This is a genomic window from Brevibacterium sp. HMSC24B04 (assembly GCF_001806835.1).
Classification (GTDB): Bacteria; Actinomycetota; Actinomycetes; order Actinomycetales; family Brevibacteriaceae; genus Brevibacterium; species Brevibacterium ravenspurgense.
Genome location: NZ_KV786068.1, coordinates 178,632 through 195,389, shown reverse-complemented (window position 1 = coordinate 195,389; position 16,758 = coordinate 178,632). Strand labels below are relative to the sequence as shown.

The following is a 16,758-nucleotide window of genomic DNA, read 5'->3' as shown; positions in this document are numbered from 1 at the left end:
TCACTCCTTTAATGACCGTCCAGTGAGGCGGGGAAGGGGGACCGATGCGCACAGCCGAAGTTTTCGACGCGAGTGAGATCTCGCGTGCGCTGACACGCATTGCCCACGAAATTCTCGAATCCAACAAGGGTGCCGAAGGGCTTCTGCTCTTGGGCATTCCCACGCGCGGGGTGCCGCTGGCGCAGCGTTTGGCCCAGCGCATTTGCGCCATTGAACCGGGTGTGAGTGCTGACAAGATCGTCGGCAGCATCGACGCGACGATGCACCGGGACGATCTCAACACGGGCAAGCTCCGCCCGGCTCTGCCCACCCAGCTGCCCGAAAGCGGCATTGACGGCCGCACTGTCGTACTGGTCGATGACGTTCTGTACTCGGGGCGTACGGTGCGGGCTGCACTCGACGCGCTGCACGACTACGGCCGCCCGCAGGCGGTCCGCCTTGCTGTCCTCGTTGACCGCGGGCACCGCCAGCTGCCGATTCGCGCTGACTTTGTCGGCAAGAACCTGCCCACCTCCGCCGAGGAGCGGGTTACGGTCTCGCTGTCTGAAACGGACGATGCGGATGACCGGGTCGTCATCACCTCCCCGGCGGGAGGTGACGAGTGATGCAGCACCTGCTTGGCACCTCGGACCTGGCGAAGGCCGACGCGGTCGACCTGCTCGACATTGCTGAAGCCATGACCGTCTCCGGCGGTCAGGCGGTCAAGAAGCTGCCCGCGCTGCGCGGGCGCACCGTCGTCAACCTGTTCTTCGAAGACTCCACCCGCACGCGCATTTCCTTTGAGGCAGCAGCCAAGCGGCTGAGCGCGGACGTCATCAACTTCTCGGCCAAGGGTTCGTCGGTCTCTAAGGGAGAAAGCCTGCAGGACACGGTGCAGACGCTGGGCGCTATGGGCATCGATGCAATCGTCATCCGCCACCCCGGTTCTGGCACTCCGCACTTCCTGGCCGGCAGCGAATGGACTGACGCACACATCCTCAACGCCGGTGACGGCATGCACGAACATCCCACGCAGGCGCTGCTCGACGCTTTCACGCTGCGCCGCATCCTGTCGGACGAACCGGTTTCCGGGCCGGCTGAAGCGAGCTTCGGCAAGGACCTTTCCGGCATGCGGGTCGCCATCGTCGGCGATGTTCTGCACTCCCGCGTGGCGCGGTCCAATGTGCACCTGCTGGAAACCCTCGGCGCGTCTGTCGTCCTCATCGCCCCGCCCACCCTGCTGCCATGGGGCGCAGAAAGCTGGCCGTGTGAAATCCGCTATGACTTCGATGCCGCGCTCGAAGAGTTCTCCTTCGACGCCGTCATGATGCTGCGCGTGCAGCGTGAGCGCATGCACCAGGCGTTCTTCCCCGGACCGCGCGAATACACGCGCCTGTGGGGGCTCACTGAGGACCGCTACCGCCGTCTGCCCGAAACAGCCGCGATTCTGCACCCCGGGCCCATGAACCGCGGTTTTGAAATCTGTGCGGCCGCCGCCGATTCGCCCCGCGCCGCCGTCCTCGGACAGGTGGAAAACGGCGTCTACGTGCGCATGGCGGCCCTCTATCGCCTTCTGACCGGTCGCACTTCGGAGGACATGCAATGACATCTCTGCTCATCACCAACGCCCAGCTGCCCGACGGCAGCACAGGTTCGATTGCCGTTCGCGACGGCCGGATCGTCGAATCCGTCGACAGCCCCGACACCACGATCGACGCGACGGGGCTTGTGGCCCTGCCCGGTCTTGTCGACATGCACGTCCACCTGCGCGAACCCGGCAAAGAAGACGCTGAGACAGTTGCCACCGGTTCGGCCTCAGCCGCCCGCGGCGGCTTCACCGCCGTCAACGCCATGGCCAACACACAGCCTGTGGCTGACACCGCGGGTGTCGTTGAGCAGGTGTGGCGCCTGGGCCGCGAGGTGGGGCTGACCGAGGTGGCTCCGATCGGTGCAGTCACCGTCGGCCAGGAGGGCACTCAGCTGGCAGAGCTGGGCGCCATGGCCGGCAGCGCAGCACAGGTGCGCATCTTCTCCGATGACGGCATGTGCGTGCACGATCCGCTCCTTATGCGCAGAGCTCTCGAATACGTCAAGACCTTTGACGGCATCATCGCCCAGCACGCGCAGGACCCTCGGCTGACCGAGGGAGCGCAGATGAACGAGGGCACCGTATCGGCCAAGCTCGGTCTGCCCGGCTGGCCGGCCGTTGCCGAAGAATCGATCATCGCCCGGGACATCCTGCTGGCCGAACACGTGGGTTCGCGACTGCACGTGTGCCACCTGTCAACAGCCGGTTCGGTTGAACTGGTGCGCTGGGCGAAATCGCGCGGCGTCCGGGTCACTGCCGAGGTCACCCCGCACCACCTCATGCTCACCGACGAACTCGTCGAATCCTTCGATCCGGTGTACAAGGTCAACCCGCCGCTGCGCACCCGCCGCGACGTCGAAGCGGTCCGCGAAGGCCTGGCTGACGGCACAATCGACATTGTGGCCACCGACCACGCGCCGCACCCCGCAGAACACAAGTGCTGCGAATGGTCAGCTGCGGCCATGGGCATGGTCGGCATGGAATCGGCTCTGCCGATCGTGGTCGAAGCTATGCGCGACTACGATTTCGGCTGGGCAGACATCGCACGCGTCATGAGCGCCAACCCGGCATCGATTGCCGGGCACACCGAACACGGCTCACTGGAAGTCGGAACGGGTGCGAACATCATTCTGGTCGACCCGAATGCTCCCGGTGTCGTCGAACCCGACACCCATGCGACCAAGGGCCGCAACAACCCCTTCCGCGGGCTCGAGATCAACACGCGGGTCGTGCACACCATCCTGTACGGCACCCACATCGTTGAAAACGGCGACATCGTTCGCAAGCACGAACTTCGGGAGGGCTCGTGGATCGGCTGATCCCGGTGCTCGTCCTCGCCGCCATCGCAGTGGGGATCCTCGTGCTCATGCGCTGGGGATGGAAAGCTCGACAGAAACGCCAGGCCGACATCCCCGCCCCGCAGCCGGCCGCACCGACGGACAGCGGCTACGACGGCTACTACATTGCGACAACGCCGGCCGGCCAGCACCTCGAGAGGATCAACGTCCACGGTCTCGGTGTGCGCACCGGTGCCGGACTCGACGTCCAAGACGACGGGGTCGTGTTCAGCCTCGACGGGCGCGACGCGTTCCGGATCCCCGCCGAAGACATTGTGGATGTTTTCTTCGGCTCCGGCATGATCGGCAAGTTCACCGAAAAAGACGGAATCCTCATCATCCGCTGGAACCTCGGAGACCACGAAGTCGACACCGGCTTTCGCCCCCGAGCACACAGTGCCAAGAAGACCATCGCCGCGGAAATCGACACACTCAAAGGTAGGAGACGATGAGCCTGCGCACACAGCCCGCCCAGCTCGTTCTGGAAGACGGCACGCACTACACGGGAGCCGCTTTCGGGGCCCTGGGCACAACGGTCGGCGAGGCGGTCTTCACCACCGCTATGACCGGCTACCAGGAGACCCTGACCGACCCCTCGTACCACCGGCAGATCGTGATTCACACGTTCCCCCACATCGGCAACACCGGGGTCAACAGCGAAGACACCGAATCACGCCGCTGCTGGGCAGCCGGCGTCGTCGTCCGCGACCCTTCCCGGATCACATCGAACTGGCGCGCAGAAGGTGACTACGAAGAACACCTGAAGTCCACCGGGCTGGTCGGCATCTGCGACGTCGACACCCGTGCGCTGACCCTGCACCTGCGGGACAAGGGCGCCATGCGGATGGGCATCTTCTCCGGTGATGACGCCCAGAAGCCTGTCGAGGAGCTGCTCGAGATCGTTCGTCAGGCCCCGCAGATGCAGGGCGCGGACCTCGCCTCGGAAGTCACCTGCGATGCCCCCTACACGATTCCCGCTGAAGGCCAGAAGCGCTTCTCGATTGTCGCCTACGACCTCGGCGTGAAGAAGACAACGCTGGAGCAGCTGGCCCAGCGCGGCCTCGAAGTGACCGTGGTGCCGGCAAACACGACAGTTGAGGAACTCACCGAGCTTTCCCCCGACGGCGTGTTCTTCTCCAACGGGCCGGGCGACCCTTCGGCCATGAAGCAGCCGATCGCAGTGCTGCAGCACGTGCTGAAAGAGCGCATCCCGTTCTTCGGCATCTGCTTCGGCAACCAGCTGCTGGGCCGCGCCCTGGGCTTTGACACCTACAAACTGACCTTCGGCCACCGCGGATCGAACCAGCCGGTTCTCGACGTCGCGTCGGGCCGTGTCGAAATCACCACGCAGAATCACGGCTTCGCGGTCGATGCGCCGCTGGGTGAGCCGGTCACGGCACCGAACTCCGAGTACGGCAGGGTGCAGGTTTCGCACATCGGCATGAACGACAAGGTTGTCGAGGGGCTCAAGTGCCTCGACATCCCCGCGTTCTCGGTGCAGTTCCACCCGGAATCAGCGGCGGGACCACACGATTCGCGCACCCTTTTCGACACTTTCGTCCAGCTGCTGGCTGACAACGCCAAGGAGAACTGATGCCGCTGCGTACAGACATCAAGACCGTCATGGTCATCGGCTCGGGTCCGATCGTCATCGGCCAGGCCTGCGAATTCGACTACTCGGGAACCCAGGCGTGCCGCATTCTTCGCCGCGAGGGTCTGCGGGTTGTGCTCGTGAACTCCAACCCGGCGACCATCATGACCGACCCGGAGCTGGCTGACGCCACCTATGTCGAGCCGATCGACCCAGACGTCATCGAGAAGATCATCGAAAAAGAAAAGCCGGACGCGCTTCTGCCGACCCTCGGCGGACAGACGGCACTCAATGCCGCCATCAACCTGCACGAATCGGGAGTTCTCGCCAAGCACGGCGTTGAGCTCATCGGCGCCGACGTCGATGCGATCCAGCGCGGTGAAGACCGCCAGCAGTTCAAAGACGTCGTCGAACAGTGTGGCGCCGAAGTCGCCCGCTCCTACATTGCGAACACAATGGACGAGGTTCTCGAGGGAGCCGAAAAGCTCGGCTACCCGCTCGTGGTGCGTCCGTCATTCACAATGGGCGGTCTGGGCTCCGGCATGGCCTACTCCGAGGCGGACCTGCGCCGGATCGCGGGTGACGGCCTGCACGACTCACTGACCAACGAGGTGCTGCTCGAAGAGAGCATCCTCGGTTGGAAGGAGTTCGAACTCGAACTGATCCGCGACAAGAACGACAACGTCATCGTCGTGTGCGCAATCGAGAACTTCGACCCCGTCGGCGTGCACACCGGCGACGCCATCACGGTGGCCCCATCGCTGACTCTGACGGACGTCGAGTATCAGAAGCTGCGCGACATCGGCATTGCGATCATCCGCGGTGTCGGCGTGGAAACCGGAGGCTGCAACATCCAGTTCGCCATCCACCCTGATACCGGCCGCGTCGTCGTCATCGAAATGAACCCCCGCGTGTCGCGCTCCTCGGCACTGGCCTCGAAGGCGACCGGCTTCCCGATCGCCAAGATCGCGGCGAAGCTCGCGGTGGGCTACACGCTCGATGAAATCCCGAACGACATCACGGCAACAACCCCGGCGGCGTTCGAACCCGCCCTGGACTACGTGGTGGCGAAGATTCCGCGCTTTGCCTTTGAGAAGTTCCCGGCCGCTGACCCGACCCTGACGACCACCATGAAGGCCGTCGGCGAAGTCATGGCGCTCGGCCGCAACTTCACGACCGCGCTGCAGAAGGCGCTGCGCAGCCTCGAGAAGAAGAACTCCGAGTTCTCCTTCGACGCCCCGTTCGACCTCGACGACAGCAGTGTGCGCACTGATGTCGAAGCAAAGCTCGCGCACGCAACCGAGGACCGCATCTACACGGTTCAGCGCGCCCTCATGTCGGGTATGAGCATTGACGACGTCTTCGAAAACACGAAGATCGACCGCTGGTTCCTCGACCAGATTGCGCTCATCAACGAAGTTGCCGACTTTGTTCGCGAAGCTGAGGACCTGACTCCGGAGGTCCTGACGATCGCCAAGAAGCACGGCTTCTCGGACCGGCAGATCGCGCAGCTGCGCAACCTGGACCCGGCCGTTGTTATGGGAGTGCGCCACGCGCTGGGCGTTCGCCCGGTCTACAAGTCGGTCGACACGTGCGCCGGGGAATTCGAAGCGAAGACCCCGTATTACTACTCGAGCTATGACGCGACGAGCGAAGTCGCGCCGCGGGAACGCGAAGCCGTCATCATCTTGGGCTCCGGTCCCAACCGCATCGGCCAGGGCATCGAATTCGACTACTCCTGCGTGCACGCGGCTATGGCGCTCGAATCTGCCGGATACGAAACCGTCATGGTCAACTGCAACCCAGAAACCGTGTCGACGGACTATGACACCGCTGACCGTCTGTACTTCGAGCCGCTGACGCTTGAGGACGTTCTCGAGGTGTATCACGCCGAGGCGCAGGCAGGTCCGGTTGCAGGTGTCATCTGCACCCTGGGCGGGCAGACCCCGCTGGGTCTGGCAACCGCTCTCAAGGACGCGGGCGTGCCGATTCTCGGCACCCAGCCCGAAGCGATCGACCTGGCGGAGGACCGCGGTGAGTTCGGCCGGATCATGGCCGAAGCCAACCTCGTGGCACCTAAGCACGGCACCGCCGTCACCTTTGATGAGGCCGTCGACATTGCCGAGGAGATCGGCTACCCGGTGCTCGTGCGCCCCTCCTATGTGCTGGGCGGTCGCGGCATGCAGATCGTGTACGACTCCGAGCAGCTGCGCTCCTACATGGAGACCGCAACCGAGGTGTCGTCCGACCGGCCGGTGCTCGTTGACAAGTTCCTCGACGACGCCGTGGAAATCGACGTCGACGCCCTGTACGACGGCGAAGAGCTCTACATCGGCGGCATTTCCGAGCACATCGAAGAAGCCGGTGTTCACTCCGGTGACTCGACGTCTGTTCTGCCGTCGATCAGCCTGGGTGAGAGCGTTCTGCAGCGCGTTCGCGAAGCAACGCTTGCGATTGCCCGCGGCACGGGTGTGCGCGGCCTGCTCAACATCCAGTTCGCGGTTGCAGCTGACATTCTGTACGTCATCGAGGCCAACCCGCGTGCTTCGCGCACCGTGCCGTTCGTGTCGAAGGCAACCCACCGCCAGCTGGCCAAGGCCGCGGCCCTCATCGCCGTCGGCAGCACCATCAGCCAGCTGCGCGGCACGATCCTCGCCGAAGAGTCCGACGGTTCGCACCTGCCGCTGGACCACCCGGTCACGGTGAAGGAAGTTGTTCTTCCGTTCCGCCGTTTCCGCACCCCGGAGGGCAAGGTCGTCGACTCGATCCTCGGCCCGGAAATGCGTTCGACCGGCGAAGTCATGGGCATTGCCCCGAACTTCCCGGAAGCATTCGCGAAAGCTCAGCTTGGCGCCTCGACCGCGCTGCCCACAGGGGGCCGCGTGTTCGTGTCGATTGCCGACCGCGACAAGCGCTCGATCGTCCTGCCGGTCAAGACCCTTGCCGACATGGGCTTTGAAATCATCGCCACCGCCGGCACGGCAGATGTTCTGGCCCGCCACGGAGTGCCCAGCACGCGGATTGCCAAGCACTACGAAGCCGAACACGGCGAGGACACGATTCTGCAGAAGATCGACCGGCGGGAAATCGACCTCGTGGTCAATGTTCCGTCTGGCCGCCAGGAGCGCTCCGACGGCTACGAGATCCGCGCGGCAGCCATTGCCGCGAACGTGCCGATCATGACCACGACGGCCGCTTTCTCATCGGCTGTCGGCGCCATCGACGTACGCCGTCGGGGAACTGTTGAAGTTCGTTCGCTCCAGGACTGGGCATGACGTTCAGGAACTGGCACGACGCCGCGCAGGCAAGCCCCCTGTGCGTGGGAATTGATCCTCACCCCGAGCAGATCGCGCAGTGGGGTCTGCCGGACACCCCGGACGCGCTCGGCACTTTCGCACAGAACGTGCTGAGCGCGGCCACAGGGCGGGCGAAGTTCATCAAGCCCCAGTCAGCTTTCTTTGAACGCCACGGCTCAGCCGGGATCGCGATTCTCGAAGACCTGTTGGCGCAGGCTCGCGAAGCCGGCGTCATGTCGATCCTCGACGCCAAACGCGGCGACATCGGTTCGACTATGGCCGGCTACGCCGACGCCTACCTCAACCCTGCACGACCGCTGGCAGCTGACGCGCTGACAGTGTCGCCCTACCTGGGGGTCGGGTCACTGCGGCCGGCCATGGAGCTTGCGGCAGAACACGGCAAAGGCCTGTTTGTTCTCGCCCTGACTTCCAATCCGGAGGGCAGGGAAGTGCAGCACGCCCGAACCCAGGAGGGCAGGGCAGTAGCCGCCGAGGTGGTCCGGCACGCTGAGGAGGTCAACGGTCAGCTCGATGTGCCGCTGATCGGCCTGGTGGTCGGCGCCACCATCGGCACTGCCGCGGCTGATCTTGGCATTGATCTGCCGAGCTTTTCGGGGCCCGTGCTGTCGCCGGGCTTCGGTTCGCAGGGGGCCGGGGTCGCCGACCTCGAGGCGGTGTTCGGGGATGCCTACAGCGACGGGAGGGTGATCGTCAATGCCTCGCGGTCCCTTTCGCGTCGCGGTCCGGACAGGGCCGACATTGCGGATGAAATAACCACGGTTATCGAAGCTTTGAGGCCAAAAGGCCGATAGACTGCGAGTGTCCCGATCTATAAACGGATCTTGAGGAGGGGGACACATTGGTACTGACGCCGTTGACTGAGGAGCAGCGATCAGCTGCCCTGCGAAAGGCCTTTGACGCTCGTGTCGAGCGGGCGGAAGCCAAGGCAGATCTGAAATCGGGCAAGAAGAAGCTCGCTCAGGTGCTCGCGGACGCAAAAGACAGCGAAGCGCTGCAGAAGATGAAGGTCTATGATCTTCTGCGCTCGATCCCCAAGGTGGGGGACAGGCGCGCAGAGACCATTATGGAAGAAGTCGGCATCGCCATGTCTCGTCGTATCAGAGGCTTGGGCGTACACCAGCGAGCCGCGCTATTGGAGAAATTTGAGTGAACCAGTTCTGACCGTGCTCACCGGCCCTTCCGCGGTCGGCAAGGGCACCGTCGTCCAGCACGCCAAGAACAGCGCTGACCGCATGTGGCTGTCGGTGTCCGCAACAACACGCGATCCTCGCCCGGGCGAAGTCGACGGAGTGCACTATCGCTTTGTGACTGACGCCGAATTCGACGACCTCATTGATGCGGGCGAAATGCTCGAATACGCGGTCGTCCACGGCAAACACCGCTACGGAACGCCGGCGGGCCCTGTCGAGCAGGCCCTGGCCGACGGTCTGGCGCCGCTTCTGGAGATCGACCTCGACGGGGCGCGCCAAGTGCGTGAGCACGCGCCGAATGCGCGTTTCGTGTTCATGGCTCCACCCAGCTGGGACGAACTCGTCCGCCGGCTCACCGGCCGCGGCACCGAAACGCCCGAACAGATTGCCCGTCGCCTTGAGACCGCGCGCACTGAACTGGCGGCACAGGACGAATTCGACCACGTGATCGTCAACACCGATGTTTCAGCAGCGGCTGCCGAACTAGTAGACTTGATGGGACTGTCATCAGACACCCCTAGGTGAATGTGGAGAAATTTCTTGACTGCTAACCCCGAAGGCATCACCAATCCGCCGATCGACGATCTGCTCAATGTGACGCCGTCGAAGTACGAACTCGTCATCGAGGCCGCACGCCGCGCCCGCCAGATCAACTCGTACTACGCACAGCTGCAGGACGGACTGCTGGAAAACGTCGGTCCGCTCGTGACTCCGGAAGCCGGCGAAAAGCCGCTGTCGATTGCCCTGCGCGAAATCAACGAAGGCAAGCTCGTCAGCCGTGAGGCAACTGCAGAAGAACTCGCTCACGAAGAAGCTCTTGCAGAAGAGTTCGACTTCAGCTTGGACCCCGACGCACTGTGAACATCGTTCTCGGCGTCACCGGGGGCATTGCCGCGTACAAAGCGGCTCACGTAGTCAGACTTCTGAAAGAAGCGGGACACAGCGTCCGCGTTGTTCCCACCGAAAGCGCTCTGTGCTTTGTCGGCGCACCCACGTGGGAAGCGCTTTCTGGTCAGCCGGTGCAGACTGACGTCTTCACCCGCGTCGAAGAGGTCGAACACGTGCTCATCGGCCAGCAGGCCGACCTCGTGCTGATCGCACCGGCAACGGCCGACAGCCTGGCGCGCATTCGCGCTGGCATGGCCGATGATCTTCTGACTGCCACGGTGCTCACCACGACCGCGCCTGTCGTGGTTGCTCCCGCCATGCACACCGAGATGTGGTTCAACCCGGCCACCGTCGACAACGTCGCGGTTCTGCGGGCACGTGGTGTGCACGTCCTCGAACCCGCATCGGGTCGTCTGACCGGTGCTGATTCCGGGCCGGGACGTCTGCCCGAACCGCAGGACATCGTCGACTTCGCTCTGCGGGTTCACCGTGAGGCATCGGCTCGAACAGACGGCTCTGACAGTGGACTGCTTGCCGGCCGCCGGGTGTTCATCAGCGCCGGCGGCACGCGCGAACCGCTTGATCCGGTTCGCTTCCTCGGCAACCGCTCATCGGGTAAACAGGGTGCGGCTCTTGCTGCGGCCGCTCACCGTTTTGGAGCCGAGGTTGTTCTGGCTGCGGCGAATGTCGATTCTGCGATTCTTGAGTCTCTGCCGTCGGGCATTGACATTCGCGAAGTCGAAACCACCGCCCAGTTGGAAAGCGTGTGTCGTGCACAGGCAGCAGAAGCTGACATCGTCATCATGGCTGCCGCTGTTTCTGACTACCGTCCAGCTCAGGCAGCCGGCCACAAAATGAAGAAGGACGGCGACGCCGGACTGACAATCGAGCTTGTGCAGAACCCCGACATCCTCGCCGGCCTCGTTGCCGACCGCCGTGAGGGCCAGACGATCGTCGGATTCGCAGCTGAAACGGGAAGTCCCGAGACCCCGGCGGACGAACTGGCCAGGCAGAAGATCGTGCGCAAGGGCTGCGACATCCTCGTATTCAACGACGTGTCCGACGGCAAGACCTTCGGCCACGACACCACGCACGTCGAAGTGCTCGCCCTGACGGGTGCGGGCGTCGTGGGGCTCGGCGAATTCACCGGAAACAAAGCCGATGTGTCGGTTTCTGTCATGGAAACGATCGCGAAGCACGCGGTCGAATAGGATTGAAGCGTGTCTGAACTTCGTCAATTCACCTCTGAATCCGTAACCGAGGGCCACCCGGACAAGATCTGCGACCAGATCAGCGATGCCGTGCTTGACGCCCTCCTCGAACAGGACCGTCGCGCCCGCGTTGCTGTCGAAACGATGGTCACGACCGGTCTTGTGCACGTCGCCGGCGAGGTAACGACCTCCGGCTATGCCGACATCGCACAGCTGGTGCGCGATGTCATCACCGACATCGGCTACGACTCTTCGTCCAAGGGCTTCGACGGCCACACCTGCGGCGTTTCGCTGTCGATCGGCGCTCAGTCGAACGACATCTCCGAGGGCGTGACCCGTTCGCTGGAGGCCCGCTCCGGTACGACCGATCTTTACAGCTCCCTGGGTGCTGGCGATCAGGGTCTCATGTTCGGGTATGCGGACAATTCGACTGCGACCCTCATGCCCACGCCGATCTACTGGTCGCACAGGCTGACTGAAAGGCTCACCGCAGTTCGCAAGTCCGGCACCCTGCCGTACCTGCGCCCTGACGGTAAGTCGCAGGTGACGGTGGGCTATGACGGCGACAAGGCTGTGACGGTTGAAGCTGTTGTTCTTTCCACGCAGCACGACGAGACCGTGACCCACGCTGAGCTCGCCCAAGACATCCGCGCCCACGTGGTCGACCCGGTGTTGGAAGAGTCCGGGCTCGACACCTCGCGAACCAACTACTTCATCAACCCCGCGGGTCCGTTCATCACGGGCGGACCGATGGGCGATGCCGGTCTGACTGGCCGGAAGATCATCGTCGACACCTACGGCGGTTTTGCCCGTCACGGCGGCGGCGCTTTCTCCGGCAAGGACCCGTCGAAGGTTGACCGTTCGGGAGCCTACGCAACTCGCTGGGTGGCCAAGAACATCGTCGCCGCGGGTCTTGCTGAGCGTGCAGAAGTCCAGGTGGCCTATGCGATTGGTGCTGCCAGCCCCGTCGGCCTTTACGTCGAAACCTTCGGCACCAGTGAAGTCGATCCGGTGAAGCTGGCCGGAGCGGTGCGCGAGGTCTTTGACCTTCGCCCCGCGGCGATTATCGCCGAGCTCGACCTCAACCGTCCCATTTACCGCAAGACGTCGACCTACGGCCACTTCGGCCGCGAAGACTCTGATTTCACGTGGGAGAACACTGACCGCGCCGATGCGCTGAAGTCCTATTTCAGCTGAGAACCGTGGACGACGCTCAGCTGTTCGCAGACGCTGAGGAGCCTCGCCTGAGGATCCGCGGCGGTGCACAGCCTGCTGAGGACCGTCCCGTGGCGCGCGTCCTGCTGGAGTCCCCGCTTCCGCATCTGGATCGTCTGTTCGACTACGCCGTAACGCAGGAGCAGGCTGATGAGGCGGTCATCGGAGCTCGCGTCCGGGTTCGCTTTTCAGGGCGGAAGCTTTCCGGTTTCATCGTCGAGCGCACGGACACGACCGATGTCGATGGTGAACTCGCACCCCTTGCCTCTGTTGTTTCGCCGCTTCCCGTGCTGGGTGAGGATTTGTACGGCCTGTGTCAGGCTGTTGCGGCGCGCTTTGCCGGGACGACGGCGGATGTTGTCAGGCTTGGTGTGCCCGCCCGCCACGCGCGCGGGGAGAAGAACGTTCTGAAGTCTGCACCCGGTGATCCTGACGGGGCAGCTGAGGCCGCCCGCGCTGTGCTTGAGGCCCCACCGGCCGACCATGTCCCAGCTGCCGAAGCCGATTACCTCGCGGCCCTGCAGTCGTGGGCTGAGAACGCGAACTCATCTGAACGGTCAGATCCCGAAGCTGGGCCTAGGGGTGCCTACACGGTGCTGCCGGGGGATTCCGGTGGTGTCGACTGGGTGCGGTTCGGGATTGAGGCCGCCGCGCGGGTCATCGCTGAAGGCCGCACCGTGCTGTGGCTTGTGCCCGATTATCGGGAACTCGAGGAGGTCAAGCGTCACCTGGGGTCACTGGCCGAGTTCACTTCCGTGCTCAGTGCTGACCAGGGACCGGAAGCACGATGGGCCGCTTGGGTTCGCGTGCTGACTGGACGGTCGCGCTTGGTGTTGGGGATGCAGGCTGCAGCTTTTGCGCCGCTGCAGAGCCTCGGACTCGTTCTGATGTTCGATGATGGCAATGACTCCTATCTCTTCGGCCGGGCACCGTATGCGCACGCGCGCTTCGTTCTGCAGGAGCGGGTTCGCCGTACGGGTGCTGCTCTTCTGTTTCTTGACCGCACGCGCACGGTCGACGTGCAGTTCCTGATCGGCGCCGGCTGGGTGGGGGAGCTGCGCACCTCCCGCCAGGAGCGACGTGAGGCAGCCCCCGTCGTGTTCCGTCCGCAGGCAGAGCGCAGCCTCAGCGATTTGACGCAGCTGCCCGAGGCTGTGTTCAGCGTCATCCGGGGTGCCCTGGGCCGGGCGAAAAGCGATGCCGCTGTCGGCCCGGTTTTGGTGCAGGTTCCGCGCACCGGCTATTCGACCTTTCTGACCTGCACGGGGTGCAGCAATCCTGCGCTCTGCCCGTCGTGCGAAGCGCCGCTGAGTGCCGCCGGTCCGGAAGGTCCCTTTGCCTGTGCCCGGTGCGGATGGCACATCGAGCAGCTGGCGTGCCGCAGCTGCCGAGGCAGGCGCTTCAGCTTCCGCAGTGCGGGCCTCGACGGGATTCACGCTCAGCTGGGGCGCGCGTTTCCCGGCTTCACGGTTGTGCGCTCCGGCGGCAGCAAGATCTTCTCCAGGCTGGATGATCCAGCGGACATCGTCGTTGCCTCAACGGGTGCTGAACCCTATGTGGACGGCGGCTATGCGGCTGCGGTTCTGCTCGACACTCTGTGGCCTGGCCCCGTGCTCAGAGCAACTGACAGGGCAATTGCCAGGCGGATGCGGGCGGCAGCCATGGTCCGACCCTCCCGTGCCGGCGGCCGTGTTCTCATCTTGGATGATGACCCGGACGTCGTCCGCACCCTGACCCGATGGGATCCGGACGTCTACGCCGCGGGAGAACTCGCGGATCGTACGGAAGCGGGGTTCCCGCCGGCTTGGCGAACAGCCGAAGTCACGGGTGCACGCCACGCGGTCGAAGAGGTTGCGGTGGACTGCTGTGAAGAGTTCGACGCACGGCTGTATGAGCTTCGCGACGGCCCGCCCCGGTCGCGCTTCACCCGCCCCGGCGACGAGGTCGATGAATCCGTCGTCACGGCGGTTCTCGGCATTCCCGCTTCGACTGGCAGCACGCTCTCAGAGCACTTGGCGGCCGAAACCGCCAGCCGGTCAATGCGCGGCGACGTGCAGATTCGCGTTTGCATGGACGATCCCGACGCCCTGTGACAGCAGCCGCCCACTAGACTGAACTGCGTGAGAATCCTGTTTGCCGGCACTCCGGAACCCGCCGTTCCCTCCTTGCGCGCCGTCGCCTCGCAGCACAGCGTGGCAGCTGTGCTCACCCGACCCGATGCGCCGGTCGGACGTAAGCGCGTTCTGACGCCCAGTCCAGTGAAGATGGCAGCGCAGGAACTCGGTCTTCCCGTCATTGAGGCCAGCCGCCTGGTCGGTGACGTCGTGACACAGATCGAAGAGCTTAAGGTCGATGCCGTTGCGGTCGTCGCCTACGGGGCGCTGGCCGGACCGCGGTCACTCGCGGCCGCCCGCCTGGGCTGGTACAACCTCCACTTCTCGCTGCTTCCCGAATATCGAGGTGCCGCGCCTGTCCAACGCGCCCTCATCGACGGGCACACCACCTCTGGTGTGACCGTGTTCCGACTTGATGAGGGGATGGACACCGGCGACATCGTCAGCGCACTCGAACTGCCGCTTGACCACGTCGATGCCGGAGCGGCCCTGGCCGACTACGCTGACAAGGGTGCGGCTGTTCTCGCCGATGCCCTCACCGAGGTAGAAAACGGCACGGCACAGTTCACTCGGCAGCCGACCGAGGGGAAACTCGCACCCAAGATCACCGCCGCTGATGCGCACCTGGACTTCCAGCAGTCAGCCGAACAGCTCATTGCCCGCTCGCGCGGCACCTCGCCGGCCCCGGGACCGTGGAGCACAATCGACGGCAAGCGCACTAAGCTTGGCCCGCTCGCACCAGCCGAGGGCTCGCTTGAACCGGGCCACACCGCCAGTGCCGATGGCGGAATGCTGATCGGCACGGGAAGCCATCCGGTATTCATCGAGACAATCCAGCCGTTCGGCAAGCAGCGCATGGCCGCCGCGGACTTCCTGCGCGGCAACCCCGGCGTCAGCTTTGACCTGGGTGAGGGCGCATGAGCCGGCCTGACGCTCGTCGCAGTCGGGGCCGGAACAACCCGCAGAAAGCCAACCTCGCCCGCATCCTCGCGTGGGAGGTGCTCGTCGCGGTTGATGAAGACGACGCCTATGCCAACCTTCTGCTGCCGCGCAAGATTGCGCGCACGCGCCTGCGCGCTGATGATGCGGCACTGGCAACCGAACTGACCTACGGAACGCTGCGCGCCCGCGGTCTCTACGACGCGATCATCGCCGAAGCGGCGTCTCGCAAAGTCGACACCCTGGAAATCCCGGTGCTTAATGCCATGCGGATGGGAGCGCACCAGCTGCTGGCCATGCGCATTCCCGACCACGCGGCAGTCGGCGAAACAGTAGCCGTCATCAAGCAGTCGCTGCCGCGCGCATCCGGGATCGTCAACGCCGTCCTGCGCCGGATCGGTGAACGCAGCTATGACGACTGGCTGGCACTCGTGACAGCCGGTCTGCCCGAAGACCAGGCGAAGTCTCTGCGGTACTCGCACCCGGCCTGGATCGTCAGCGCCCTGCGGGAGGCCCTCGAAGCTCACGGGCGCAGTCCGGCAGAAATCGATTTGCTGTTGCAGTCGCACAACGATCCTGCTCCCGTCGTGCTCACGGCACTGCCGGGACTGGACCGCAGCGAACTTCCCGGAACTCCGACCGGGCTGTCACCCCTGGGTGTGATTCTCGACCGCGGTGACCCGGGGAATCTCGAGGCGGTGCGAACGGGACGTGCGCGGGTGCAGGACGAAGGTTCTCAGCTGACAGCACTCACCCTGCTGGAGGCTGAAGCTCCCGAGGGCGAATGGCTTGACATGTGCGCCGGCCCCGGCGGCAAAACCGCGATTCTCGCCGCCACGGCAGCCCAGCGGGGCGCACCCGTGACAGCCCTCGATGCGTCGGGTCACCGAGCTGACCTCGTGGTCGACAGCACGCGCGCTTTTGCCGACACCGTCGAAGTGTTCAAAGGCGACGGACGCGAATTCGCCGAAGCGTATCCCGGCGACTTCACCCGGGTGCTCGTAGACGTTCCCTGCTCCGGTCTGGGTGCGCTGCGGCGCAGGCCGGAAGCGCGCTGGAGGCGCAGTCCCGAGGACGTGCGTACACTGCGCCCGCTGCAGGACGGCCTTCTTCGTGCCGCATGGCAGGCGTGTGCGCCCGGCGGCGTCGTCGCCTACTCGACGTGCTCACCGCACAAGCACGAAACCCTTGACGTGGTCCGCGCTTTCGCAGCAGACACCCCCGCGGTGCAGATTCTCAACACACCCGACCACCTGGCCCGGGTGACGGGACAGCCAGCCGAAAGCTTCGCCTCGTCCGCCGTGGGCGACGGTGCCGCCGCTCAGCTGTGGTCCCACGTTCACGAAACGGACGGCATGTTCATCTGCCTCATCCGCCGCCCAGCCTGAG

General features: G+C 64.5%; 15 protein-coding genes. All 15 read left to right on the top strand.

Going from position 1 to position 16,758, the window contains the following annotated elements; all coding sequences use genetic code 11:
• Positions 1-44: 44 nt before the first annotated feature.
• From pyrR to HMPREF3092_RS00840, 15 genes are read left to right on the top strand one after another with little or no spacing between them, the layout of a single operon-like run.
• Positions 45-605 carry a bifunctional pyr operon transcriptional regulator/uracil phosphoribosyltransferase PyrR gene (gene pyrR / locus HMPREF3092_RS00910; protein ID WP_070423516.1) on the top strand — a complete coding sequence of 187 codons (561 nt, stop codon included), beginning with the start codon at positions 45-47 and terminating at the stop codon, positions 603-605.
• The gene (locus HMPREF3092_RS00905) at positions 605-1,585 is read left to right on the top strand and encodes an aspartate carbamoyltransferase catalytic subunit (RefSeq protein ID WP_061943040.1); all 981 of its coding nucleotides are present in this window, start codon (positions 605-607) and stop codon (positions 1,583-1,585) included. Before pyrR ends, HMPREF3092_RS00905 begins: the two co-directional genes overlap by 1 nt.
• Positions 1,582-2,886, top strand: a complete 1,305-nt coding sequence (locus tag HMPREF3092_RS00900; protein WP_019175120.1) for a dihydroorotase — start codon at positions 1,582-1,584, stop codon at positions 2,884-2,886. Before HMPREF3092_RS00905 ends, HMPREF3092_RS00900 begins: the two co-directional genes overlap by 4 nt.
• On the top strand, positions 2,874-3,356 hold the full coding sequence (locus HMPREF3092_RS00895; RefSeq protein ID WP_070423515.1) for a PH-like domain-containing protein: 483 nt from the start codon (positions 2,874-2,876) through the stop codon (positions 3,354-3,356). Before HMPREF3092_RS00900 ends, HMPREF3092_RS00895 begins: the two co-directional genes overlap by 13 nt.
• Complete coding sequence (gene carA / locus HMPREF3092_RS00890; RefSeq protein WP_070423514.1) at positions 3,353-4,498, top strand: glutamine-hydrolyzing carbamoyl-phosphate synthase small subunit; 1,146 nt, start codon at positions 3,353-3,355, stop codon at positions 4,496-4,498. The genes HMPREF3092_RS00895 and carA overlap by 4 nt, the downstream gene beginning before the upstream one ends.
• Positions 4,498-7,770 (top strand): carbamoyl-phosphate synthase large subunit, encoded by a 3,273-nt coding sequence (carB, locus tag HMPREF3092_RS00885; RefSeq protein ID WP_070423513.1) that lies wholly within the window; start codon positions 4,498-4,500, stop codon positions 7,768-7,770. The genes carA and carB overlap by 1 nt, the downstream gene beginning before the upstream one ends.
• Entirely contained in the window at positions 7,767-8,603 is an 837-nt protein-coding gene (gene pyrF, locus HMPREF3092_RS00880; protein ID WP_070423512.1) for an orotidine-5'-phosphate decarboxylase, read from the top strand. Before carB ends, pyrF begins: the two co-directional genes overlap by 4 nt.
• Positions 8,604-8,650: 47 nt before the next feature.
• Positions 8,651-8,962: an integration host factor, actinobacterial type gene (mihF, locus tag HMPREF3092_RS11460; protein ID WP_019175115.1), complete on the top strand. Its 312-nt coding sequence runs from the start codon at positions 8,651-8,653 to the stop codon at positions 8,960-8,962.
• Positions 8,955-9,527 carry a guanylate kinase gene (gmk, locus tag HMPREF3092_RS00870; protein ID WP_019175114.1) on the top strand — a complete coding sequence of 191 codons (573 nt, stop codon included), beginning with the start codon at positions 8,955-8,957 and terminating at the stop codon, positions 9,525-9,527. Before mihF ends, gmk begins: the two co-directional genes overlap by 8 nt.
• Before the next feature lie 15 nt (positions 9,528-9,542).
• Entirely contained in the window at positions 9,543-9,863 is a 321-nt protein-coding gene (gene rpoZ, locus HMPREF3092_RS00865) for a DNA-directed RNA polymerase subunit omega (protein ID WP_141737913.1), read from the top strand.
• A complete protein-coding gene (gene coaBC / locus HMPREF3092_RS00860) occupies positions 9,860-11,101 on the top strand; it encodes a bifunctional phosphopantothenoylcysteine decarboxylase/phosphopantothenate--cysteine ligase CoaBC (protein ID WP_070423510.1) in 1,242 nt (413 codons plus the stop codon). The genes rpoZ and coaBC overlap by 4 nt, the downstream gene beginning before the upstream one ends.
• 9 nt (positions 11,102-11,110) lie before the next feature.
• On the top strand, positions 11,111-12,298 hold the full coding sequence (metK, locus tag HMPREF3092_RS00855; protein ID WP_062021158.1) for a methionine adenosyltransferase: 1,188 nt from the start codon (positions 11,111-11,113) through the stop codon (positions 12,296-12,298).
• A gap of 5 nt (positions 12,299-12,303) precedes the next feature.
• A complete protein-coding gene (locus HMPREF3092_RS00850; RefSeq protein WP_083274179.1) occupies positions 12,304-14,409 on the top strand; it encodes a primosomal protein N' family DNA-binding protein in 2,106 nt (701 codons plus the stop codon).
• A 27-nt stretch (positions 14,410-14,436) separates the two neighbouring features.
• Entirely contained in the window at positions 14,437-15,351 is a 915-nt protein-coding gene (locus HMPREF3092_RS00845; protein ID WP_070423509.1) for a methionyl-tRNA formyltransferase, read from the top strand.
• Positions 15,348-16,757, top strand: coding sequence for an RsmB/NOP family class I SAM-dependent RNA methyltransferase (locus HMPREF3092_RS00840; RefSeq protein ID WP_070423508.1), 1,410 nt, complete (start codon positions 15,348-15,350; stop codon positions 16,755-16,757). The genes HMPREF3092_RS00845 and HMPREF3092_RS00840 overlap by 4 nt, the downstream gene beginning before the upstream one ends.
• Position 16,758 lies beyond the last annotated feature (1 nt).